This window comes from uncultured Idiomarina sp. (assembly GCF_964010655.1).
Classification (GTDB): domain Bacteria; phylum Pseudomonadota; class Gammaproteobacteria; order Enterobacterales; family Alteromonadaceae; genus Idiomarina; species Idiomarina baltica.
In genome coordinates this window covers 25,640-50,929 of the sequence record NZ_CAXGLS010000013.1, presented here as the reverse complement: position 1 = coordinate 50,929, position 25,290 = coordinate 25,640, and the positions used below count along the sequence as shown (strand labels likewise).

The 25,290-nt window shown below is 48.2% G+C and carries 20 protein-coding genes; 10 read left to right on the top strand and 10 right to left on the bottom strand.

From position 1 onward, the window contains the following. The first annotated feature begins 456 nt into the window (after nt 1-456). The gene (locus tag ABNS04_RS05305; protein ID WP_286682509.1) at nt 457-708 is read left to right on the top strand and encodes a hypothetical protein; all 252 of its coding nucleotides are present in this window, start codon (nt 457-459) and stop codon (nt 706-708) included. 232 nt (nt 709-940) lie between these two features. Here ABNS04_RS05305 and ABNS04_RS05300 read toward each other — a convergent pair whose 3' ends face one another. From ABNS04_RS05300 to ABNS04_RS05290, 3 genes are all read right to left on the bottom strand, one after another. After that, nucleotides 941-2,107, bottom strand: coding sequence for a YbfB/YjiJ family MFS transporter (locus ABNS04_RS05300; protein ID WP_006956260.1), 1,167 nt, complete (start codon nt 2,105-2,107; stop codon nt 941-943). Further along, nucleotides 2,107-2,979 (bottom strand): LysR family transcriptional regulator, encoded by an 873-nt coding sequence (locus tag ABNS04_RS05295; protein ID WP_006956261.1) that lies wholly within the window; start codon nt 2,977-2,979, stop codon nt 2,107-2,109. Before ABNS04_RS05295 ends, ABNS04_RS05300 begins: the two co-directional genes overlap by 1 nt. A 147-nt stretch (nt 2,980-3,126) precedes the next feature. Further along, a complete protein-coding gene (locus ABNS04_RS05290; RefSeq protein WP_040488077.1) occupies nt 3,127-3,312 on the bottom strand; it encodes a hypothetical protein in 186 nt (61 codons plus the stop codon). Between the two features lie 206 nt (nt 3,313-3,518). Here ABNS04_RS05290 and ABNS04_RS05285 point away from each other — a divergent pair, with 206 nt between their 5' ends. The 8 genes from ABNS04_RS05285 (at nt 3,519) to ABNS04_RS05250 (ending at nt 12,552) form a co-directional block, all read left to right on the top strand. After that, nucleotides 3,519-4,034 carry a TolC family protein gene (locus ABNS04_RS05285; RefSeq protein WP_272978051.1) on the top strand — a complete coding sequence of 172 codons (516 nt, stop codon included), beginning with the start codon at nt 3,519-3,521 and terminating at the stop codon, nt 4,032-4,034. Then, entirely contained in the window at nt 4,019-4,768 is a 750-nt protein-coding gene (locus tag ABNS04_RS05280) for a TolC family protein (RefSeq protein WP_242603670.1), read from the top strand. Before ABNS04_RS05285 ends, ABNS04_RS05280 begins: the two co-directional genes overlap by 16 nt. 3 nt (nt 4,769-4,771) lie before the next feature. After that, complete coding sequence (locus ABNS04_RS05275) at nt 4,772-5,878, top strand: efflux RND transporter periplasmic adaptor subunit (RefSeq protein ID WP_006956265.1); 1,107 nt, start codon at nt 4,772-4,774, stop codon at nt 5,876-5,878. An 11-nt stretch (nt 5,879-5,889) separates the two neighbouring features. Next, nucleotides 5,890-9,090: a CusA/CzcA family heavy metal efflux RND transporter gene (locus ABNS04_RS05270; RefSeq protein WP_272978050.1), complete on the top strand. Its 3,201-nt coding sequence runs from the start codon at nt 5,890-5,892 to the stop codon at nt 9,088-9,090. Nucleotides 9,091-9,184: 94 nt separating this feature from the next. Beyond that, nucleotides 9,185-10,192, top strand: coding sequence for a hypothetical protein (locus ABNS04_RS05265; protein ID WP_006956267.1), 1,008 nt, complete (start codon nt 9,185-9,187; stop codon nt 10,190-10,192). Nucleotides 10,193-10,329: 137 nt separating this feature from the next. Next, nucleotides 10,330-10,974 (top strand): LiaF domain-containing protein, encoded by a 645-nt coding sequence (locus tag ABNS04_RS05260; protein WP_272978049.1) that lies wholly within the window; start codon nt 10,330-10,332, stop codon nt 10,972-10,974. Between the two features lie 24 nt (nt 10,975-10,998). Continuing rightward, a complete protein-coding gene (locus ABNS04_RS05255; protein WP_272978048.1) occupies nt 10,999-11,616 on the top strand; it encodes a glutathione S-transferase family protein in 618 nt (205 codons plus the stop codon). A gap of 12 nt (nt 11,617-11,628) precedes the next feature. Next, complete coding sequence (locus ABNS04_RS05250; protein ID WP_006956270.1) at nt 11,629-12,552, top strand: mechanosensitive ion channel domain-containing protein; 924 nt, start codon at nt 11,629-11,631, stop codon at nt 12,550-12,552. A gap of 29 nt (nt 12,553-12,581) precedes the next feature. Here the strand turns inward: ABNS04_RS05250 and ABNS04_RS05245 are convergent, their stop codons facing one another. The 7 genes from ABNS04_RS05245 to argC form a co-directional block, all read right to left on the bottom strand. Next, complete coding sequence (locus ABNS04_RS05245) at nt 12,582-15,248, bottom strand: TonB-dependent receptor (protein ID WP_006956271.1); 2,667 nt, start codon at nt 15,246-15,248, stop codon at nt 12,582-12,584. A gap of 91 nt (nt 15,249-15,339) precedes the next feature. After that, on the bottom strand, nt 15,340-18,096 hold the full coding sequence (locus ABNS04_RS05240; RefSeq protein ID WP_006956272.1) for a hypothetical protein: 2,757 nt from the start codon (nt 18,094-18,096) through the stop codon (nt 15,340-15,342). 156 nt (nt 18,097-18,252) lie between these two features. Then, nucleotides 18,253-20,082, bottom strand: a complete 1,830-nt coding sequence (gene argH, locus ABNS04_RS05235) for an argininosuccinate lyase (RefSeq protein WP_272978047.1) — start codon at nt 20,080-20,082, stop codon at nt 18,253-18,255. A 9-nt stretch (nt 20,083-20,091) separates the two neighbouring features. Next, nucleotides 20,092-21,294, bottom strand: coding sequence for an argininosuccinate synthase (locus ABNS04_RS05230; protein WP_006956274.1), 1,203 nt, complete (start codon nt 21,292-21,294; stop codon nt 20,092-20,094). A gap of 10 nt (nt 21,295-21,304) precedes the next feature. Then, complete coding sequence (locus ABNS04_RS05225) at nt 21,305-22,237, bottom strand: ornithine carbamoyltransferase (RefSeq protein WP_272978046.1); 933 nt, start codon at nt 22,235-22,237, stop codon at nt 21,305-21,307. 22 nt (nt 22,238-22,259) lie between these two features. Beyond that, entirely contained in the window at nt 22,260-23,003 is a 744-nt protein-coding gene (gene argB, locus ABNS04_RS05220) for an acetylglutamate kinase (RefSeq protein ID WP_006956276.1), read from the bottom strand. Continuing rightward, complete coding sequence (gene argC, locus ABNS04_RS05215; protein WP_272978045.1) at nt 23,000-24,037, bottom strand: N-acetyl-gamma-glutamyl-phosphate reductase; 1,038 nt, start codon at nt 24,035-24,037, stop codon at nt 23,000-23,002. Before argC ends, argB begins: the two co-directional genes overlap by 4 nt. Before the next feature lie 92 nt (nt 24,038-24,129). On the opposite strand from argC, the gene argE reads away from it, so the two are divergent. Further along, on the top strand, nt 24,130-25,290 hold the full coding sequence (gene argE, locus ABNS04_RS05210; RefSeq protein ID WP_272978044.1) for an acetylornithine deacetylase: 1,161 nt from the start codon (nt 24,130-24,132) through the stop codon (nt 25,288-25,290).

Genomic DNA, 25,290 nt, shown 5'->3' with positions numbered 1-25,290 from the left:
ATTTTTTATCCACTATAAAACAATAAGTTATTAGATCTTATCGATTCCGCCTCCGACCACTATTCTAAAGGCCCTGCACTTTGTGCGGGGCTTTTTAGTTTCTGATGGTGTACCAGATTTGTACCAATCGAGCCATCAACGTTACAAGCCACTCGTTTCAAGTGCTCGGCAGCCAAATGTGCATAACATGGTAACGGTTAGCCGTTGAGGCAGACGCTTCACTCCGAATATCAAACTTTACCTCGTCAATCAGACTTCGATTGATTTGGTCTAGATAGAGACCTCTAAAGTAAACGTCTAACCGTCTTAACTTACCAATATCTTTTTGGTGGTCGCGTTTATCTTGCTTTTCAGTCAACCAACGGATTGGTGAGCCCGACAGCTTAACGTCTGACTCATGGTTAACGATTACGGAATCAGATCAGTTATTAGTAGTCAACGATCATGGCTCTAATTATGAATTTGCCAATACGTAATCCAATGAACCACAACCAAACACTCTACTCCGACAGTTCGTACAGAGGGCTTCCGCTTTGGCCTCAGCATTTGCCTTATATTCAGGAACTCTTATTTGATCTACATGACACAATGACAAGAGCGATTGAGGAACATCCACGTACGCTGGCTGTTCGCTTTGATTTGAAAGTGCCTGTAGCCCGTATTCCCTTGCACCATAAACCACGAAAGACCGCACGACTCACTCAATGATATGACACCGTTTGATTACCGAACTGCGGCATAAATATTCTATCAGATGACTGTGTTATAAATGGGATATTTACACTTCTACCTGCCTAAAATATTCACGCTCGAAGTTGTTCGGTGACATTCTGAAGGCCCTGCACTTTGTGCGGGGCTTTTTTATTTCTACAGACCGACTACCAACAATTATTCGTACCATGGAGCCGAATTCTAGAAGGGCTGTCGATCTCTTAAAACCTCAGTTTGTCAATTGTTTAGAGGGTTTAGCAGTTATCGCTCCCGCTAGTACCAAGCCAATGGCGGCAGCTATCAAAGAGCTGTTGAATGTTTCACTATAAGCTCTAAGCGCCTCTGCCAAGAGAGGACCTATAATTTGCCCCACTCCATAAGAAAGCGTCATGACTGCCAGCATATTAAACTTTACTCTGTACTTTATTTTTTGTGCGGCTGACATTGCAATTGTTACGGTTCCCATGAAGGTGGAGCCGACCAAAATGGCACTTAAAAGATAAAAGCTAGAGGACGAACCCATCGTCGGTAGCACTACACCTAACGCCTGTACGCCTAGGTTAGTTTGTAAGGCAAGCTGGGAACCTAGACGTTGATGAATTTTGTGCCAAATAAAGCACGAGGGCATGGCACCTAATCCGAATACCGCCCAGATATGTGACGAATCAACCTCGGGTAACACTTGATGGACTAAAAACGGTAAATAGGTTGCGGTGATTATGTATCCTAAGCCAGCCAGTCCGTAGCAAAAAATAAGTGCACCGGTACCGATATTGGGCGCTTGCCTTTTACTTTCCGTTTGGTAGTTTGGGCTTGCTTTGGGATTGCTATCAAATAGTCCTCTGAGCACCATGATACCGAGAGCTACGGTCAATAATGCCAGTGCTAGCCACATTTCAAAACTGGTTAACAGCAACCAATCCGCTAACACGATCAGTTCTGCAGAGACGACGATGCCAAAACCCACCCCCGCAAATAATAAAGGTGCATGGTGCGAGTGGCCGCGGTGTTCAAGTAGCCAAAGCGAGGCTGCCACCATAGAAAAAGCACTAAACACGCCAGCAATAAAGCGCACCGCAATAATCGCTACTGCGGGCAGTGGCATTGCTAATAATGCCATAAATACAGCCGTGCCGATGACAGCACAAAGACACATACGATGAGCGTTGTGAGGTTTAATATATATAGACAGTAGTGACCCGACCAAATAGCCACAGTAATTGAGTGTAGCTGCCAAGCTACCCGCCCAAACACTCAACACGCCTTCTTCGACCATGTGAGGCAAAATTGCTGTGTAGGCAAATCGCCCAAAACCCATTCCAATAGTAAGAATTAACGCCGCTTCTAGCGCCGTTCTGATGCCGCGATCTTGATTATTACGGTCCACCGATTCCATTACAGCGTGTCCTTAACGACATCGATCAGACGTGAAAGTGCGGGAGTCAGGTGGCCTTGTCGCCATACGAGATAAGTATCAATGGTTTGACAATTTAACGAGGCTAACGTCTTAGCAGCAGGACTCAACTCTAAGACGCTTCTAGGTAACAAAGTGACACAGTGCCCCGCTGCAACGCATGCAATCATGGCGTGATAAGAATTTAACTCCTGGACACACCACTCGGAACTCGCATCAATATCCAAAACCGTCTCAGCTATCTTGCGATAAGTACATCCCGAAGCAAAAGCGGCAAGAGTGCGAGTTTCTAATTGAGTTATATCTTTCACACCCGCTTCGTTGGGTGGTAGTAGAAGAACTAAGTCTTCTTGCCAAACAGGTAGCGAATTGAGTGTCCGATCATCGAGCTCATCGTGCGCTATTTGCTCTGCATGCAAAGCCACAAAAGCACAGTCAATTAACCCTTTTTGCACCTCATCAATAAGCCTGCTTGAGGGGGCTGTCTTTAAACTTACATGAACCTGCGAGAATCTCTTAGTAAAGTCCGCTAGCAGCTGTGGTAAACGACTTGCAGCTGTACTTTCCATACTTCCCATTCGCACACTACCACCGCTTTGTTCCCCCAAAACGACCTGTTTAGCCTCCTCTTCTAGCGCGATAAGGCGTTTCGCATATTCTAAAAATTGCTCGCCGGCATGAGACAACGATAACCGCTTATTAATACGTACAAACAGGTCAGTGGCGACCTCAGACTCAAGCTGCTGAATTCGAGTAGTAACATTTGAAGGCGCTCGACCCAGTCTCTCTGCAGCGCGAGTGATACTTAACTCATCAGCCACACAGCAAAAGATTTTCAACGATTCAATATTCATTATATTCTCAATACAGGAATTTATTTAAAAATACATTCTTTATATGAGAATTTCAAATGCTACAGCCAAACTTGAAGCGAATTAGCGTTTAATGTAGCTTTACAGGGTTCGTATCAACCGCGAGAAGTAATGCGTAGACTGGGATTTTTAATTTTTGTACTGTTTGCCGTTCTGACTCAAATCAGTCAGGCGGTCGCTGACGTGCATCAAACCCATCAATCTGCGTTCTAGCAACACCTCAATTTCGAACACGACGAATCCCATATCGATAAAAGCAATCTCCCGAGTAGTGGTCAAATTAGTTTTGATTGTCACCACTGTTGCCATTGTCATGGCTCATTTCACCTCTATGCCATAAAAGCGGAGCGGACATTGACTTTGCCGCGTGTCGCGACGATCCGTCCGGGCTATGCCCAGGCTTATACAAATCCCTCTTCAGCGCCATTATTCCGGCCTCCCATCTCCTCATAACTGCTTAACACGCTGCTTTCGCAGCACTTAATTTGTTTTACGCAGTAACATGACTGAGGAGTCTACCTATGCGTTCGTTTTCGAAACGCAGCAAACGCTTGTTTGCTGCAATTAGTATGGCGTTGAGTTCAAGCTTCGCCAGCGCACAGCAATTGCCTGACCTATGGCAAAAAGCAATACAGCAACATCCAAGTGTTCAGGCGGCCGAGCAACAAGCTCAAGCACTGATCCAGCAAGGCCGCCAGCTCAATCAACCGCTATATAATCCAACCTTGTCTTCTCGCTTAGAGCGCGAGGGAGACGTCAATAACTACGCGGTGGGTGTGAGTCAAACGCTCGACTGGAGTACCGGTAATGAAGCTCGCGCCAGCCAAGCCGATGCCATGACAGCGTTAGCACAAAGCCTCTATCGTCAAACGGCGACCCAGCACGCTAAAGAGCTACTCGATGCTTATGTGCGCTGGTTTGATGCCCAAAGGCGATACAGCTTGGCGAAACAGCAGGAGGACGTGGTTCAGCAAGCTATCGACATCGTCTCTGAGCGTCGTCGAGCAGGTGACTTGGGGCCGTGGATGAACAACTGACCATTTTGGCGTTAAGTCGTCAATTACAGCAAACCGCTGCAACATACCAAACGTTGCAGTCTGCTGAAGCGGATTTAAACGCCTTACTGACCACCTCTGATTTCAATCAACTCACCATTGAGGATGGCGTATTTGATATTACACCCAGTTTAACGGTTCGCTGGCAACAGCATCCGCAGTTAAAGGCCGCTTATCTGCAATGGCAGCTTAAACGTGCCGATGTCGACTGGAAGCGCTCACTAACGACGGCCAACCCGACGTTGGGTATTGAAGCGGGCGAGACCGACCACGAAACCGTCGTTGGTTTATCTTTCAGTATGCCTTTGCAGATCCGTAACAGCTACAACGACGCAGTGCATGCGGCGAGTAGCGAAGCACTGGCGGAAGAGAAGCGACTCATGGCGTTGAAGCATCAGTGGCAAGCGGCGCTCAAATCCTCGCTTAACAACTATCGCTTTATCAAAAGCCAATGGCACAGCTGGCAACAACGCTTTCAAGACCGACAGAGCGCTTCGTCCCAAGTGATAGAGCAGTCCTGGGTCGAAGGCGACTTATCAACCACCGATTACCTCACCGCAATGCGCCAACAACTCGACAGTCAATACGCAGGTATCGCGTTACAAACGCAATACCGTTTGGCGGCTATCGAATGGTTATATCGCTCGGGTGAACTCAGCAAAGCTCTGAAGTTAAGCCCGCTCAGTCAGCACACAAGTAACGCGATTGGAGAATAAATCATGTCAGTAAAACCTTTACATGCAGTCATAGCAATGGTGCTGAGCGTTTCAACTCAGGCGCAGGAGCAACATCAAGAAGACCATGAAACACACCAAGAGCCCGCTGGCATCACACTTTCTGAGCAGCAACGTGATATGGCCGACATTGCCACTGGCAAACTCAGCGCTCGCGTGATCGAGTACCCCGTGTATGCGCCCGGCGAGGTAGTGGCGAACGATTTCAATAGCTACGTTGTCAGTCCTCGAATTGATTCCACCATTTTAAGACGCTTTGTCAGTATCGGCGATCACGTCGAACAAGGTGAACCGCTGGCTACGCTATTTAGTGCGCGTATGGCGGACGCACAAAGCAGTTATTTAGTTGCGCTAAACGAGTGGCAACGGGTGCAGTCGCTGGGTGAATCGACAGTCGGTGAAAAACGCTTCGTCGAAGCACAAAATACGTTTACCTCAGCGCGCGCTAAACTCAAAGCGTTTGGTATGCTACTTAACGAAATTGAGCGTTTAACCAAGCCCGATTATCCACTTGGAGAATATCAACTGACGTCTGATATTAACGGCATTGTGGTTAGCGATAACTTTAAGCAAGGTCAACAAGTGAGTGCAGGTACCGAGCTCGTTGATGTGCTGCAAGAAGCAAGTTTGTGGGTGAACGCACGACTACCCGGTACCACCGATCTTAACGTTAAGTTTGGTGATCAAGTGATGGTGACAGTCGATGGAGTCGACTACCCTGCAAAAGTCATTCAGGAGGGGCATACCATCGACCATAAAACCCGCACACGCACTATCCGACTGGCAGTCGATAATAAGCAAGACCGCCTTCATCCTGGACTTTTTGCTGATGTCTACTTCACCGTTGAGTCGGAGCAACCGGTATTAGCGGTTCAGGACTCAGCACTGATGCGTGCTCCAGATGGCGACTGGCAAATCTTCATTGAACGTGCTCCCGGTCAGTTCGAACCCCAAGAAGTCGAACTAATTGATGAAAAAGGTCCGTGGAAGATTATTGACGGGGTATCGGAAGGCACACGATACGTCAGTCAGGGGGCTTTTTTCGTCCGTTCACAAATTGCTAAGGGCGGCTTTGACCCGCATAACCATTAATAGGAGGTTGTATGTTTCAGCGCATTATCCAATTTGCTGTCGCCAATCGCCTATTATTGGTATTGGCCTTATTCGGCATCAGCATCGCGTCCTTTTTTGTGATCCCTAAGCTTAATTTGGACGCCTTTCCCGATGTGACCAATGTTCAGGTTACGGTGAATACCGAGGCGCCCGGGTTAGCAGCGACCGAAGTTGAGCAATTAATTACTTATCCGATCGAGTCTGTCATGTATGCCCTTCCCGATGTTGAGGAAGTCCGCTCCATCTCTAAGACCGGCTTGTCCGGTATTACCGTGGTGTTTGACGAGAGCGTGGATATTTACTTTGCTCGACAACTGGTATTTGAGCGACTGCAAGCGGCAAAAGAGTTGATTCCCGAGGGTGTCGGCACACCCGAAATGGGTCCTAACTCCTCCGGTCTGGGTCAGGTCTACCAGTACTTATTAGTCGCCGACCCTGATTCTGGCGTGACTAGCATGGAGCTACGCAGTCTTAACGACTATGTGGTTAAACTGCTACTCATGCCGGTTGAAGGGATCACCGAAGTCTTGTCCTTTGGCGGCGAGGTTAAGCAATATCAGGTTAACCTTAATCCCGCCAAGTTATTGTCTTATGAACTGACCCAACAGGACGTTATGGATGCGGTTAATAAGAACAACGGTAACGTAGGGGGCTGGTATATGCCTCGCGGTCAGGAGCAGTTAGTTATCCGTGGCACGGGCTGGCTCGCGAACGGTGATAAAGGGTTGCAACAGCTCCGTCAGATTCCCTTAAAAACCGTTGACGGGGTCTCGGTGACACTCGGCCAAGTAGCCACTGTCGAGGTCGGGAGTGAAATCCGCCAAGGTGCGGTATCAATGTCGCGCAAAGTTGACGGTCAGGTCAACCAGTTAGGTGAGGTGGTGTCCGGTATCGTACTCAAACGTATGGGTTCGAACACCAAGGCGACTATCGATGGCATTAAAAAGCGCATTCCGCTTATCCAGCAGGCACTGCCCGAGGGCGTCACGTTTGAGCCGTATTATGATCAAGCCGATTTAATACAAAAAGCCGTGTCGACGGTCGCCTATTCGCTCCTCATCGCATTTGTGTTCATCATCGCGGTATTGGCCTTATTCTTACTGAACTTACGCGCTACTTTCTTAGTGCTGCTCTCTATACCAGTGTCGATCGCCATCGCCTTGATGGTTATGTCGGCTGTCGGTATGTCTGCGAATCTCATGTCATTAGGCGGGATTGCTGTCGCTATTGGTATGCTGGTCGATGGTTCGGTAGTGATGGTTGAAAACATTTTCAAACATCTGAGTCGTCCCGATATTGAGCACCATGAACAGGCAGCAAAGCGGACTGAGTATCACGATCCTGACCCGCAAGCGGCTCAGCTTGATAATCACGGTATCAAACTCCGAGTGAAAGAGGCGGCGAATGAGGTCGCACGACCCGTCTTTTTTGCTGCCATGATCATTTTGGTCGTTTTCATGCCGTTATTTAGCTTTCAGGGTGTCGAGGCAAAATTATTTGAGCCAATGGCGATCAGTATCATTCTGGCAATTATCTCAGCAGTTTTTGTTGCCATCATGGTCGTCCCGGCGCTCGCTAGTTACTTCTTTAGTCGCGGCATAAAGCCTCGAGAAAATAAGTTACTTAAACCCCTAGATAGGGGCTACAAGCGACTGCTATCCATTACCTTAAAAAGTAAAAAAGTGGTGGTTGCGATCGCCGGTGCGTTATTTGTCGCTGCCCTGCTATTGGTTCCGCAACTGGGCACCGAGTTTGCGCCTGAGCTAGAAGAAGGCACGATTAATATTCGCGTGACATTGGCCCCCTCTTCTAATCTCGAAACGGCGTTGGAGGTTGCTCCTAAGCTCGAAAAAATACTGATGTCATTTCCAGAAACCACGTATGCGCTGAGCCGTATTGGTCGCGCAGAGGTCGGCGGCGATCCGGAGCCTATCAGTAATATTGAGATCTATGTCGGTGTTAAACCCCAGTCAGAATGGACTACGGCATCAGACCGTTACGCCTTGCAGGAAAAAATGGAAGCTAAACTCGATACACACCCGGGTCTACTGTTTAACTTTTCACAACCGATTGCAACGCGGGTCGATGAGCTACTGTCGGGGGTTAAATCGCAACTCGCGATTAAGTTATTTGGCCCCGATTTGGATGTGCTTGCCCGTAAAGGTCAGGCGATTGAGGAAGCAGTTAAACAAGTCGATGGCGCCGTTGCTGTAGCAATGGAGCAAATAAAGGGCGAAGCCCAGCTAGTGGTGTCTCCTAAACGACAACAACTCTCACGTTACGGATTAAATGTCTCTGATGTGCTAGATGTCGTCGACAATGGACTGGGTGGTGCGTCAGCGGGCCAAATTATTCACGGCAATGAGCGCTATGACATTTATGTGCGGCTTGCCAAACAGTTTCGAGAAACCGCAGAAGCCATTCGTTCATTACGTTTATTAACGCCATCGGGTGCTTGGGTTACGCTCGGCGAGGTCGCCCACGTCGCGATCGAGTCGGGGCCACCACAAATACGCCGAGATGATGTTCAACGACGTGTCGTCATTCAATCCAATGTGCAAGGTCGCGACATGGGTAGTGTCGTGGCGGATATCCGTCAGACCATCGACAACACCGTTGACTTACCATCCGGCTATTCAGTCGATATTGGTGGTCAGTTTGAGAGTCAACAACGAGCGCAAAAACGGCTATCTATTGTCGTGCCTATCTCGCTTGTTCTTATCGCACTGTTGCTCTACTTTGCCTTCGGCACCCTGGGTCAAGCAATGTTGATTTTAGTAAACGTGCCGTTAGCAGTGATTGGCGGTATTGTTGCACTCTTTATCTCCGGTCAATATCTTTCGGTGCCCAGTGCAGTCGGGTTCATCACACTCTTTGGGGTCGCCGTTCTAAATGGTGTGGTTCTGGTAGAGAGCATTAACCAGCGGATCGCGGACGGTCATCAGGTCACTGAGGCAGTATTTGATGGCGCATGGTCTCGCTTACGTCCGGTGTTGATGACAGCCATCACCTCAGCGCTCGGGCTGATACCCATGCTGTTTGCCACGGGTGCAGGCGCTGAGATCCAGCGTCCCTTGGCAACGGTCATCGTCGGTGGACTGGTTTCCGCCACGTTACTGACGCTTGTAGTATTGCCGGTGCTCTACCCTTGGTTCTCTAAACAGAAAGTGACGGAGCTTACGCGAACCTGATTTGTTTCACTGCTTACAGTTTGTAACAAAGCAGATTCGCTTTTCGTCTCCACCGTGATTATTGTTTAATCAAAGTCAAAATGAGGGCGTTGAAATGTACAGCGACAAAGATATTCGCGCAGCCGTCGAGGCAGGTGTCATGCCTAAACAAACGGCGAACGCGTTTCGTGATTTTATTCAACAACAGCGCGGTGGAGTCCTAAATCAAGACCAAGAGTATATTCCTTTGGTACACGGCTTTAACGACATTTTTGTCGTGATCGCCGCAGTGATTGCTTTGGCAGGTCTGTGGACGATTGGTAATACCATGTCGCCGCTGATCGGTGGCGGTTTAGTAGCTGTGGCAAGTTGGTTGTTGTCCGAGTACTTCACTCGCCGTCGACATATGGCGCTGCCATCGATCGTGCTATTGGTGACGGCATTGGGCGGTACCTTCGGTGGCGTGATTATGCAATTACTTGCCATGGCGGTTAGACCCGACCTTGCTAGCGGTGTCGCATTTATTGCTGCCAGTGCCGTTGCAACAGCGCATTGGTTTCGGTTCCGTGTTCCTATCACGCTCGCGGCTGGGATCGCTACGGTGGTTGGTATCATTGTGTCGTTCTTAAGCACCACCTGGTTGCTAGACAGTATCTTAATTGACTTGGTGATCATGACAGGGGGGTTAGTCACCTTTGGCATCGCCATGTATTGGGATGCTTCGGACGTCGATCGCACCAGTCGTCGTTCTGATGTCGCGTTTTGGCTTCATCTACTGGCGGCGCCGCTAATGATCCATCCTTTGTTTAACGTCATTCTTGGCAGTGATTTTGAAATCGGCGTTACTCAAGCAGCCGCGACACTGGTGGTTTATGTTGTGTTGAGTGTCGTATCTCTGATTATCGATCGTCGCGCCTTGATGGTATCAGCATTGGCCTACGTTATTTTTATTTTCAGTCAAGTGCTGACAAGCGTTGGCTTGGTCGACTTAGGTAGCGCGGTGATGGGCTTAATCGTGGGTGCTGGCTTACTACTTGTGTCGGTGTTCTGGCATCCGCTGCGCAGTTCATTGGTATCTAAATTGCCGCCTGCGCTACTTAATAAGTTACCTTCACTGCAATAAAACATTGAGCGGCGCAAGCCGCTCTTTCTAACTTATTAGTTAAAAATTGTAGATATTTTGTAAAAATAAGCTTTGAAAAGCGCTTTAAGCGATCCATAATTTAACAATTAAACATTTAAATAACATTTGGAGCCGTTATGGCTGTAAAATTTGAAGACCGTCCCCTGGATAAAGTTCGCGAAGAAGTGATAGACCAGCTGGTTATGAATTACAGTCATAGTGAACTATCGCAAGAGGCTTTTGAAGCGCGGCTTGACCAAGCATTTGACGCGACCGCTCACCAGCAATTAGCCGACTTAGTAGAAGACTTACCCCTGCAAGTTGATGCGAAGTATGAGCAAAGTAAAGCCGCACGTTTTGACGCACACTCCACCAAAATATTCGCTGGCAGCGAACATTCGGTTGTCGCAATACTGTCTTCGCAAAGCATGAAAGGTGCATGGCAAGTACCGGCTAAAATTAAAGCCTACAGTGTGCTGGGTTCACTCAAGATCGACTTTACTGATGCGCACTTCGAGAGCGATGAAATTCATGTTCAACTACTCGACCTTGTTGGTGATATTAAAATTTTTGTTCCCGAGTTTGCCCGCGTGACCTGCAATGTCGCTAACATTATTAGCTCTCTCGATAATCATCTAGAGGCGCCAATACAAGCGCCTAAAGTGCACATCCATATTTCCGGCTATTCCGTACTCTCTTCTATTGATATCAAAGTACGCCAAACAATGCGCGAGCGTTTTATTGCGTTTGCTGATAAGTTAAAGCGTAACTGGACCACCTAAAAACAACAACATGGAGTCTAATCAATGAAGCTCTACGAAATGGCGAAGGCGCCTAACCCGCGTCGCGTACGCATGTTTCTCGCAGAAAAGGGATTACTAGATAAAGTCGAACGGATTGAAATTGACTTGTCAAAAGGTGAAAACCTCAGCGATGCTTTCAAAGCCAAAAATCCCATGCAAAAAGTCCCTGTACTTGAGCTCGATGACGGTAGATTTATCTGCGAAACCACGGCAATTTGCCATTATTTCGAAAACCAATATCCCGACTCACCTAAACTACTTGGCGACAATGCCAACGACAAAGCCATTATTGAGCAGTGGACGCGTTGGGTCGACTTTTATTTGTTCTACCCGATAGGCATGGGCTTTCAGCACACGACCGACTATTTCAAGCATCGCATGCAACCCATCCGCGAATGGGGTGAGCACAATATCAAAGAGGCCGAGCGCTTTTTTGATTTCCTAGACGACCAACTCGAAGGTAAGGATTTTATTGCCTGCGGTCAGCTCACTGTCGCCGATATCAATGCGTTCTGCTCAGTCGACTTTGGCAAAGTCGTGAATCTACGCGTTGATGAAAGCCGTCCTAATTTATTCCGTTGGTATCAAGCGATGAAGCAACGCGCTTCTGCTAAAGTTTAATTCGAGCCTGATATGCAAGAAGAAGCATCAAGTTTATGGGCGGAGTTTAGCTCCGCCTTTACAACCCTATGGCAGACACCACTTTATACCTCCGGCGATACAAAAATCCATTTTAGTCAAGTGGTCATTGCGCTGACCATTATCATCGTTGGTGTTATTGTTGTTCGCATTATAGGTCGCCAACTACTGAACCGTGCCCTACTGCGCAACGGCGCGTCGGAAAACACCCTATTTACCTTTCGTCGGCTATTTCAGTTTATTGCCTACTTGTTACTGGTTTTACTTGCTCTACCGTTAGCCGGTATTCCGATTACGATATTTGCAGTACTCGGTGGCGCGTTCGCCATTGGTGTGGGTTTTGGTGCGCAGAATTTGCTCAATAACCTGATATCGGGCTTTATTCTATTAACCGAGAGTCCAATTCGTATTGGCGACATCGTTGAGCTTGAGAACGAGCAAGGTCGCATTGAAGAAATAGGTAATCGTTGTGTACGTATTCGTCGGTTTGACGGGATTCATGTACTGGTGCCAAACAGCTACTTTTTAGAGCAACGCGTAGTGAACTGGACACTGGTTTCAAAAGATATCCGCAGCAATGTCAGTGTTGGTGTCGCTTATGGTTCACCGGCTGAAAAGGTACGTGACTTAATGCTGGAGGCGGCGAAAGAGCATAAAAAGATTAACACCGAGTACCCCATCGAAGTGTTATTTGAAGACTTTGGTGATAACAGCCTTACCTTCAATTTGCTGTTCTGGACTTCGGTTAGTGCGCCGATGGATTTACGTCGGGTGCAGTCGGACTTGCGCTACAAGATCGACTCACTATTCGCCGAGAATGATATCGTCATCGCCTTCCCACAACGGGATGTGCACCTCGATACATTAAGACCACTCGAAGTCTCTATTCAACGAGCAAAAAAAAGCGATGCTAATTAGCATCGCTTTTATCAAAACTCTCCGCGTATTTAGAATTCACGCTTATACGTTAGCGAGAAACTAACACCACGCGTTTCTGAACGAAGCAAGGTATCGTCAAACTCAATCTCTTTATCTTGATTCAAGATATTTTGCACCTTGAGCGTGATCTGAGAATTGAAGTCTGGATAGTAACTATAAACCGCGTCTAAACTGTGGAAAGGTTGCTCAAACGCATCGCCACGACCTTCGATACCTGGAATGATAATACGCTCACCAAACACGTTATAAACCAACGATGCAGAGTGCTTACCATTGTCAGAATCAAAGCCAAGCTGACTGTTGACCACCCATTTTGAGTGACCCGTTAAGCGACGTTCGGTATTGGTAATCGACGTCGATACACCGGTTTGTTCAACAATCTTCTGAGTATCCAACTGGATTTCAGAGTCACTTAACGTAACGTTACCCGAAACAAAGAAGTTCGTGCTGAGTGATTTTAACCACTCCATTTCGACACCGTATACTTCACCGGTCTCAGCGTTAGCAATACGTACTAATGGAGGACCGTCTTGCGCGGGCGACTGAACAGATTCAATCGGGTCAGTCATGTCCTTATAGAACATACCCAACGACAAGGTATCGCCATTTTCTTGATACCACTCCCAACGTGCGTCATAGTTCTTGATCGACGTTGTCCGCAAGCCTGGTGTACCGCCGACTGGGAACAAGGTCAACGGATCGAGGTACGTTGAACTAGAGACTTCGCGCAAGTCAGGACGGACTACCGTTTGTCCGTAGCTGAAACGTAACTGCTGCTCGTCAGTTAAAAAGTAAGTCAACGCCAACGATGGATAGAAGTCATCCTCTTGGAATGCTAAATCAGCTAGATCGTTAGGTGTCGGGTTGGTTGGTAAATCGATTTCACCGGTCGTTGGTACCAGTGGTACCACAACTTGGCGGAAGTCTTCCCAACGAACACCCGCCGTAATACGCCACTTCTCTTTAAAGAACACGTCGCCTTCAACGTAGTATGCGTCGATTGCTTGCGCAGAAATATAATCATCGCCCGCTACCGTAGTATCGTTCAATATCGGCGTAAAACTAAGTTCAGTATTCGCTAATAAGTCATCATTAAGGATTTCGCCTAGCTGATGCCCTTGCAAAACGCTCGAGTCGGGGAACGCACGCGTATTGATATCAAAACGACGGTTGGTGGCAAAACGCGTTTTCTGAACAAAGTCCGCGCCCGCCTTTAAGGTGATATCCCAATCATCGAGCATGATTGGTAGAGTTACATTGCCGCCCCAGTTTTCAACTTCATCATCGAGATCTTGAAAAGAGTAACGTGCAGCCGTCGTCGCATTGGTTAGGTTACTCTCAGTTTGACGGTCAAAAACTCCATCTTCGTTACGGTCCGTCAAAATAAACCGAGTCTCTAAGTTACCCGGTGCATAACGGCTTGAACGTGCCTTTGAATACTTCCAATCAATACCCAAGAAGTTCCAGTCGGTAAAGGTATGCATCCCTTTAATTTGGTTAGCCACCATCCGACGCTCTTGGTAATTCACATCAAACTCACGAATACGCTGGTCAGAGCCGAAGTTGATGTTGTTATTGTTACCCAATTTCTCGCGTAAACGATCCTCGGTATCGTTCAGAATGACATGGCTGAAGTCGACTTTGTGATTCGCGCCGTAGTTAATGCCCAGCGTGAACATACCTGACCACGTCACTTGGTGCTCGGTTGACTGCACATCATCCCAACCACGAACCAATGTATAGCTGTCATCAGGGTTTAAGCGGTAGTTTTCACCCAGAAACTGCTCAGAAACCTGCCACTCATTGCGGTACGCAGCCGTGGTCAAAAAACCAATCGCCCACTTGTCAGTTAAATCATAACGGTTACCGTAGGTCACATTGACACCATAATCAGGGTCAATAGACTGCATTTGAGGGTCATAATCTCGGTTCAGTGCCAATGCCACATCCCGATTATCTTCGATGCTAATTTCATCAAGGAATGTGCGTTGTCCCCACAACGCTTGCAACATTTGTGGTGCTGCACGAGTTCCGTCATCTTTACCCTTCCATGAACTCCCGCCATCATACCAATATGAGTCATCGAAATTTTCTGAGTTGCCGCCCACTTTGATCGAGCCATTAAAAACTTCTTGCGTGGGGGCAGACTTCAGGCGGATATCAACATTACCGCCACCAAAGTTAGCCGGCATTGATGCTGAATACGACTTTTGAACAGCTAAACTTTCGATAATATCCGAGGGGAATAAATCGAGTGGAATAACGGCTCGGGTTGGATCAGGGCTCGGTACGGACATGCCGTTAAGTTGCGTACTCGAGTAACGCTCACCTAAACCACGTACATAAATAAATTTACCGTCGACCAGTGTAAGACCTGTAATACGACGAAGCGCAGCAGCGGCATCAGTATCACCGGTACGCGAAATCTGGTCAGCACCCATGATATCGGCCACGAACGCCTGTTCTTTACGCTCTTGAACTACCGCTGCGGCACTGCCCTGTAAACGAGTACCTGTGGTAACCACTTCCTCGATGACTTGCTCAGGGTTGCTTGCCTGCTGCTCTGCTTCAGCTTCGGTTTGCTCGGCGTCTTGCCAAGCGAGTGCCGCAGGTGTTGCCAAGCAGGCAAGCACTGCGAGAGAAATATTTGCCAGAGGGAATCGGTTGGCACGCATGATATTAGCTACCTCTTGTTACTATGGAAGCCGGAGGTGTCCCTAAGGTCACCTCACGGCTTTTAAAGAGCACTTTATGCTACTTAAGGGGTTACTCTAATCCTACAGTCCAACCTGCAGTCCAATCGTTACCTTCTTCAACTGCTCCAACGAATGTCGCGTTGTCGAAGAATGTATCGCCGCTGAGGTCTGCTGCAGTTGCGTCTGTAATGCTGAAGACACCGTTCAAAGTATCGCCTGCTGCGGCAATGCTATTACCTGCTTGACCTGTGAACCAAGTTTCCAAATTGACGTCAGTTGCGCCAAATTTAAAGTTTTCACCGTTGTCACACGCCATGACTGAGTGAGTCATTGCAATGCCACCATCTTGTAAGTGCTGCTGGCTGACCGGGCTACTCTCAACTTCTAAACATTCGCCCATGCCCGCAGGACCTGAAACGATCGTGTTATAGAACGTTGCTTTAGTACCTTCGCGCAAGTAGATACCCTCTGAAGAGTCCTCGCCTTGGAACGTGTTTCCAATGATGGTTAAGTTCGCAATGGTTGGGTTCGACATTGGAGTTACAGCCGGATTGCTACCATCGTTGTCAGCTTCGATACCACGGTTTGCATCTGAGTTGTCAGGGTTTTGGCGGACCAATACATATTGCATCTTGCCTTGGTACCCATTGTCCCAATCGATACTGTCATCTTGCATGTTGGTTAAAACAACATACTTGAAGTTAACCGCACCGCCGAACATTTCGATGCCATCATCTGAGTTGTTATGAACTTGGAGGTATTCCACCTTGGTTCCTGAGCCCACACCGCCGAACGTAATACCGTTAAGTTCGTTATCCGGTGCGATTTCAAAACCACCGTTCATGACACGTACATACTGCAAGGTACCTGAACTATCGGTCGCATCAGTACCACCGAATACAGCACCTTCTGCCGCGCCTTCAACTTGCAATGCACAGTCAGAACCATCAGATGGGCATTTGTTACTCGGTGCGTTACCCAAGATAACTAAGCCGCCCCACTGACCCGGCTGACCTTCGCCAGTCTCAACGTAAGCTGCGGAAGTAAACGTGATAGGCTGTTCAACCGTACCTTCCGCCATAATGTCTGAACCACGGCTGATCACTAAGTAATCGCCACCAGTACGTCCATAAACAGTTGTCCCCGGCTCAATAGTCAACGTCATTGAGTTCGCATTGTCACCACCGATGAAAACCGGTCCGCTCAATGCATAAATATTGTCCGCGCTCAGTGTTAAATCGTCCGTGTAAGAGCCCGCTAGCTGACAAGTTGTAGTAGATCCATCTACTGGGGTAATCGCTTCGGTGCCTGCTGGACAACCTGCTACAGGCGCTTCTGAACCGCCCGCAGTGACTTCACCGCCGCCAAAACCAAATGCCCAGCCTTGACGCCAATCGCTGTCACCCGGAACCGCACCAACAAAATCAACTGACTCAAAGAAGCTACCATCAACGGTGTTCGCAACGTCTTGACCTGCACCTAATAACGGAGAGTTTGCCATGGGCTGACCGTTAGCACCTAGCATGATTGAAGTGCTGACTTGGTTGTTCGATTGCTGATTTAGGAACCAATCTTCGAGATTTACATCGCCTGAACCGTACTTAAAGTTCTCACCATTGCTGCAAGCCATGAAAGAGTTTTCCATGGTGATAGTGCCGTCACCTAGATTGGTCTGAGATTGTGGGCTACCTTCAACTTCAAAGCACTCACCCATTTCCGAAGGACCTGTCACCACAACATTGTAAAACTGTGCACCGGTACCCTCGCGTAAATAAATACCTTCCGAAGAGTCTTCACCTTTGAAGTTATTACCGATAATGGTTAAGTTCGCGATAGTCGGGTTAGACATTGGCGTTGCCGCTGGGTTACTGCCATCATTGTCTGCTTCGATACCACGGTTAGCGTCGCCACCGTTTGGATCTTGCTCAACGTAAACGTATTGCATTTTACCACGATAGCCGTTGTCCCAATCGATGCTGTCATCTTGCATGCTGGTTAATACAACGTGCTTAAAGTTGACCGTACCACCGAACATTTCGATACCGTCGTCCGCGTTACCGTGCACTTGTAAGTAGTCAACCGTCGTGCCAGAACCTACGCCACCAAATGTGATACCGTTCAATTCATTGTCAGGCGCGATTTCGAAACCTGCGTGTTTAACAACCACGTAGCGTAACGTGCCTGAGTTATCATCGTCTTGAGAGCCGCCAAACACTGCGCCCTCTTCAGCACCTTCAACTTGCAATGCGCAGTCAGAGCCATCTGCTGGGCATTTGTTGCTTGATGCATTACCTAAGATAACCAAGCCGCCCCATTGGCCAGCGCCTGTTTCTTCGCCCACCACATCTTGTGATGATGTAAAGATAATGGGCGCATCAGAGGTGCCGTCTGCCATGATTTTTGAGCCGCGGCTCACAACCAAGTAATCATTACCCTGACGACCAAATACCACAGTACCCGGTTCAATGGTCAATGTTGCTGAATTCGCGTTGTCACCACCGACAAAGGTAGGTCCGTCGATAGCATACATAACTGTTGTGCCATCACTTTTGCTGTTCACTAAAGTTGTGTCAGCGGTAATGCGTCCTGAGATGACTTGAACTTGTACTTCTTCGCCGAGCGCTTCTGACGCTGCTAACGATAGTGAACCACTCGCTGTACCTGGCAAGTCAGCGCCCGTATCGCCGCCGTTGTTACCACCATTGTCACCACCATTATCTGGCTGCTGTACTTCAGCACCCGAATTGATATTGATGTCGCCACCGCAACCAGCAAGCGCTAACGCTGCTGCGATCGCAGATGCTTTGAACAAAGAATTCAGATTCATTGGGTTCTCCCGACTTGGATGTTATCCATAGGTTAAAAGTCGAGGAGAATGGTAGGGAGCTAGCGTGACAAATTTGTGACAATTGCAAACTGTCATCAAATCTTCATATTAGAGTAACTCAACTGCAATGTACGAAGTTAAGTTAATGGGCTGCTTTTACAGCCCATATTCCATCGCAATTTCATCGCAACAGTGTTTCTTAGGGCACAACTCACAGTCTTTCATTACCTTTTCTGGTAACTGTGCTTTATCGCACAGCGTAAAGCCTTGCTGCTTAAAAAAGTCAGGCACACGGGTCAACACAATCACGCGCTTTAATCGGATCTGACGCGCTTTCTGACACAAATGCTCAACCAACATACGACCTTGACCTCGCACCTGGCTTTGTGGATTGACTCCCAACGAACGTATCTCAGCTAAGCCCGTGGTATAGATATAGAGCGAAGCACACCCAGTGACTTTGCCATCGACTTCAGACACGGCAAATTCATTGATTGAGTGCACAATATCATCTTTGGCTCGTGGCAGGTTTTCGCCGGCACCCGCCCAATGACCGACCAAGCCGACAATCGCATCAATATCATCCAGCGTAGCATCACGAACCTTAATACGCAGACCTTGCTGAAGCTTCTTAAGCGCAGCTTGTGTCTGTTCAATGCTGGTGCCCCCGAGTGCATTTCGTTTTGCCAATAGCGCTTCAATGCTCAACCATTCATAAACGTCAGGCATAATCACCGAATGCACTGCTTGCAAAGTACTGAGAGGCAAATCTTCGAGCGGTTGCTGGTGCTTAAGCGCTAACTGCACGCATTCCCCTACCACTTCATGCGCGGTACGAAATGGAACGCCTTTGCTAACCAAATAATCAGCAAGCTCAGTCGCATTTGAATAGCCGCCCTTCGCTGCTTGCAGCGCCCGCGACTGATTTACAGTGAGACCGTTTACGCATTGCTGCGCAATATCGATAGAGGCGCCCCATTGAGTGTAGCTGGCAAATATGCCCTCTTTGTCTTCTTGCATATCTTTGTTGTATGCCAACGGTAGTGCTTTCAATGTCATCAGCAGGCCCACTTGCGCGCCTACCACACGTCCCGACTTACCGCGAATAAGCTCAAGCGCATCGGGGTTCTTTTTCTGCGGCATCAGTGAAGAGCCGCTACTCACATCATCGGCTAATTCAACAAACCCCGCTTCACCACTGGCATAAAAAATTAAATCTTCAGCCATGCGTGAAAGGTGAATCATCGACAGTGAAGCCACCGATAGCAGTTCGACAATAAAATCGCGATCGGATACGGCATCTAAACTGTTCGCCGCCGGCGCGCTAAACCCCAAACGAAGCGCTAAGTCCGTTCGATCGATCGGATAAGCCGTACCCGCTAGAGCGCCCGATCCGAGTGGACACACGTTGATACGCGCTAACGCATCTTTTAACCGTGCCTGATCACGCTTAAACATCTCAACATAGGCTAAGCACCAATGCGAAAATAGTATCGGTTGTGCGCGTTGCAAATGCGTATATCCAGGAATCACCGTTGTTGCCTCGCGCTCGGCCAAATTGGCCAGCGCTGCAATCAATTGTTCGAGTCGCTGCCACTGGGTCTCTACCTGCGCTCGGCACCACAGTCGAATATCGGTGGCGACTTGGTCATTACGGCTACGACCTGTATGCAGTTTTTTACCCAGATCGCCAATGCGTTCGATCAGCTGACGTTCAATAAAGGCGTGAATGTCCTCATCACCCGCCACCGCGACATCACCTAAGCACCCACTCCAGTGTTGTAAAATGTCATGCAATGCATGCTGTATATGGCTGTACTCATCGGTCGTTAAAACGCCCACCTGTTGCAGCGATTGCGCCCAAGCAATACTGCCCCGAATATCAAACTCAAGTAGTACACAGTCAAATGGCAGCGAGTCATTAAACTGCTGAAAGGCTTGGCTGGGAGGCGCACTAAACCGGCCTCCCCAAAGTCCCTTGGTCATATTCGCCTCCTACACTTTTGCCGTTTGTTTTAACGCGCGGATACGGCTCGACAGTGAATAGAGGCGAATAAAGCCTGCGGCATGCTTTTGGTCATAAACATTATCGGCACCGAAGGTGGCAAACGCCTCGCTGTAAAGAGAATAAGGAGAACACTTTTGCGTGACAGTAACATTACCTTTATAGAGCTTAATCACGACTTCACCGGTTGCCACTTGGTTCAGACTTTCGGCGGCGGCTAACACCGATGCTTGGTTAGGGGTAAACCAACGCCCATCGTAAAGCAACTGCGCAAATTGCTCGCTTAACTGTGTTTTCCATGAGCGCGTCATTTTATCGAGCACCAACTCATCAATGCCACGTAAAGCGTACATCATGATGGTCCCCCCCGGCGTTTCATAACAGCCACGGCTTTTCATACCCACTAGACGATTCTCGACAATATCAACGCGACCAATACCATGTTTCGCACCTAGTTTGTTCAGTTGTTCGAGGCATTTCAGAGGCGACAACGCTTCACCATTAACACTCACCACAGCGCCTTGCTCAATCGCTAGACTGATATACTCAGGTTCATCGGGTGCTTGTTCAGGTGAGCAAGTCAATGTCCAGACTTCATCACTCGGTTCACACCAAGGATCTTCAAGCTCACCTCCCTCATGTGAGATATGCCACGCGTTGGCATCGCGACTATAGATTTTCTTGAGTGACGCAGAGCAGGGAATATTACGCTCTGCAAGATAAGCAAGTAAGCTCTCCCGACTACTTAAGTCCCACTCTCGCCAAGGCGCAATCACCGTCAGTTCAGGCGCCAGCGCGGCGTAGCAAGACTCAAAGCGGATCTGGTCATTACCTTTGCCAGTACAACCATGCGCTAAGGCATCCGCATTGACTTTACGTGCCAATTCTACTTGCGCTTTGGCGATTACCGGACGAGCCATCGCCGTGCCAAGTAAATAGCTCTGCTCGTAGACGGCACCGGTTTTCAGGCTTGGATAAATGTAATCGGCTGCAAACTCATCTTTAAGATCAACAATATGACACTCGCTAGCGCCGGAGGCTTTTGCTTTTGCTTCCACGCCTTCGAGTTCTTCTGCCCCCTGCCCTACGTCTGCGACAAACGCCACCACCTCACAGCCGTAGTTTTCACGCAACCAAGGCACAATGACAGATGTATCTAAACCACCAGAATAAGCCAATACTACTTTGTTCATTGTTTGCTCCTTAGCTCGCGTGTTGCAGGGTCAGTGTGTTTTTAGGGTTAAGTAAAAGATGAAGCAGCGCATTTTGTGCAAATAGCCGATTTTCTGCCTGCTTAAGACACAGTGAATCGTCGCTATCCATCACTTCAGAAGTGATTTCGTAATCACGATGGGCGGGTTGGCAATGCATCACGGCATTCGCTCCGAGCCGTTTAATGAGGGCGGCGTTCACCTGATAAGGCATAAAGGTGGCTTTAACCTCATCAAGGCTTTGCTGTTGTCCCATCGAAACCCACGTATCGGTATAAACAACATCGCTCTGCGCGCAGGCCTCAGGATCATGAATTTGTTTGACCGAGCCAACCCCTGCTTGGTTGAGTTGGTCGATATCGGCCGCACTGAGACCATGTTCAACAGGGGTTACTAACGTGACATGCATGCCGAGTAGACAACCATAAAGTGCCAGCGAACGCGCCACGTTGTTACCGTCTCCCCAGTAACTCAGCGCTTTACCACTCACATCGCCATAGTGCTCAACCAATGTAAGACAGTCAGCCAAGGCTTGGCACGGATGAAACTGGTCGCATAGGCTATTAATCACAGGCACAGAGGCATGCTTAGCCAACTCTTGTAAAGTTGCATGGTGATTCACGCGTGCCACAATAGCATCGCACCAACATGAGAGGTTTTTTGCGTAATCCGCGATGGTTTCGCGTTGCCCGAGTTGGCCGTTTTGCTCGTCGAGGTAAACGCAATGGCCACCTAAGCGTTGGATACCCACATCAAGCGATAGTCGTGTGCGCAAACTAGGCTTCTCAAACAACGTCACGATGCTTTTTCCAGCTAGACTCTGAGTAAATTTTTGCGGCTGTGACTTTTGCTCAATAGCCGTATCTATCAACTGTATTAGTTGGCTTTGGGTAAGCTCATTACCCGTTAAAAAATGTGTGTTCATACGAATCTCAAATATTAAAAAACTAAGGATTAATCAATGTGCCGGAGTGATGACGGGTGTCGCACGAACACCCGCAGATTCGCACTTGTTTTTGTAGGAATTGAGCAACGTTTAGCGCCTGCTCAACTTTGAGTCGCATGCCACCCATGAGAGTGCCCGACTGGATAAGCTGTTCGATACTGTCACTATCGAGTTGCGCGATAGGTTGTTGTTGGTCGTCAAGCACCGCAGGTACATCGCTGACAAAGGTAAGGGTCGCGGAAAGCGCTTTAGCGAGTCCCGCTGCCGCCTCATCAGCGTTTACATTAAGCCACTGGCCTCGGCTATCAAATCCGACACAGCTCACGATAGGTAGGTGCTTCTGCTCTAATAACGTCAGTAATAACTCACTCACTTCAAAGGGCTCAATACAATGACCCGTCATACCCAATTCGGGCTGCCCTTGTTGGACGCGCAAACCCGTTTCAAATAACGTTAGCCCGACCGGCTTGAGTGTTTGTTTAATTGCCATGCCCAGTAGCTGCTTATTAACGGTGCCGGCGAGTGCCCCCACAATCAGCGGCATTTGCTCTGCCATACTCACACGTAAACCGTGATACTTAACAACTGACAGATTCAACTTGGCAAACAAGTCGTCAACCTGCTGGCCACCGCCATGAACGATAAGCGTGGGCTCTAAGTTTTGTTGCTGAGCAATATGTTGAAACAGCGTCGTTAAACCTTGCGGATCATCAAGTACACGCCCACCGAGTTTGATGACATTCATAGCGGTACGCCCTCCTCACTCGGTAAACCCAACTTTAAGTTGAAGCATTGCAGAGCCTGACTAGCAGCGCCTTTGAGTAAGTTATCAATGGCACTGAAGATCACCAACGCGTTGCCATTCAAATGCCAGCCGATATGACACCGGCCGCTATTAACCACATCGTTCAGTGCCGGGTATTCACCCTCGGCTATGTGAACGAGGGCGCTGGCTTGATACACGTCGAAAACTGATTTTAATTGCGCCTGAGAAGGCGCCTCATTGAAGTAGATAGTAATAGTCGCAAGTATGCCCCGCTTAAAGTCACCTAAGTGAGGCAAAAACAGCGTATTCAGTCCACTGTAGTAATCAATTTCTGGCTGATGACGGTGAACACCGGCCTTGTAGCCTTGTAGCGATAGCTCCGCGGCTTGGGTTTTGAGGCTTACGGAACGACCCGCGCCGGTCACGCCTGACACCGCGTTAATGACGGTATGATTTATTTGGTGGTTAAACACTGCAAGCGGTTTGAGCGCCAGCAGACTAGCGGTGGGATAGCAACCCGGCACAGCTATCCAGCGGGCATTATCAAACCCTTCATCTAGCCATTCCGCTAATCCATAGACAGCTTTAGCTAATGCCTCAGTTGCTGGGTGTTCAAAGCCATAAAAGCGCGGATATAAATCTGCAGTGGGCAACCGGAAGCCGCCTGACAAGTCAAACACTGTTGCCGTTAACTGACTCAGTTGGGCATACCATTGGCAACTCACTTCGTGCGAAGTACATAAGAACACGGCATCGGCATTTGCCAAAGCATCCGTAACCGTGCCTACGGGCAAACCGAGTAAAGGTAGATCAACACGCCCCTTAAAACGCGGGTAAAGCTGAGCAATAAACTTATCACGATCATGACTTTGCTCAGATACATATAGCGTCAGCTCACCGACAAGCGGGTGATCATTTAACAATGACACCAATTCGGCGCCCGCGTAACCACTGGCACCGATGACCACCACATTCTGGAGTGAATATTTTTTTGCTGACTGCTTTCTTTCCATCTCAAAGTCTGCTTACTTATTTGCATCTGGCTGAATTTGTATGCAGACTAACTGAATAAATATATTTATGCAACTTTTATGGATAATTATCTATGTCGATTCCATCCTTTTTTAAAATGTATCAAGCGCTGATAGCTCGCCCATCGATCAGCTCCCTCGACCCAAGCTGGGATCATTCCAATAAAGCAGTTATCGAGTTACTGGCGGATTGGTTGGAACAATTGGATTTCGATGTCGAAATTCAACCTCTGACAAGTAATCCTAGTAAATTTAATTTACTGGCTAAACGCGGCCACGGCAGTGGCGGACTATTGCTCTCTGGACATACGGACACGGTTCCCTATGACCAGCAACGGTGGCAATTCGATCCGTTTAAACTGACAGAGAAAGATAATCGTTGGTATGGCTTGGGCTCGATTGATATGAAAGGCTTCTTTGCTTTCATCATTGAAGAATTAAAGCAGCTACCCGCGCAATATCAAACTAAGCCGATCATGATACTCGCGACTGCAGACGAAGAAACCACCATGGCAGGTGCTCGCCAAGTTGACCAATTTACCAATCTCAAACCTGATTTTTGTGTTATTGGTGAGCCGACTGAAATGCAGCCAATACGCGCCCACAAAGGCCATATAACCGAATCCATTAAGGTCATCGGGCGAACCGGTCACAGCTCTGATCCAAGCCTGGGTTTGAATGCGATTGAAGTGATGCATGAAGTTATTGAAAAGCTACTGTCGTTTAAACAAATTATTTCGCATAAATATTCAAACAAGCTGTTTGACATTCATTATCCAACAATGAATTTTGGCTCGATACACGGTGGCGACAACGCCAACCGAATTTGTGGCTGTTGCGAGCTTCAGTTGGATATTAGACCGTTACCCGGGATGAGTATTACCGATTTGTACGGTGACCTGAATCAATTGTTGAAACCCGTTATGTTAAAATACCCCAACGCAGTCGACCTTATTGCAATGCATGAACCTATCGCAGGTTTTGAGCAGGCTCCGGATGGGGCCTTGGTGGCATTGGCTGAACGTATCGCGGGTTCATCAGCGCAGGCAGTGAATTACTGTACCGAAGCGCCGTTCTTACAGCAGCTCGGATGCCAAACACTGGTCATGGGTCCAGGCTCTATTAAACAGGCACATCAGCCCAATGAGTATTTAGAGCTCGATGACATAAAAACCACAGCAGCCCAGTTTCGTCGACTGATAAAGGATTCATGTTTTAACGACATAAGCCGATAA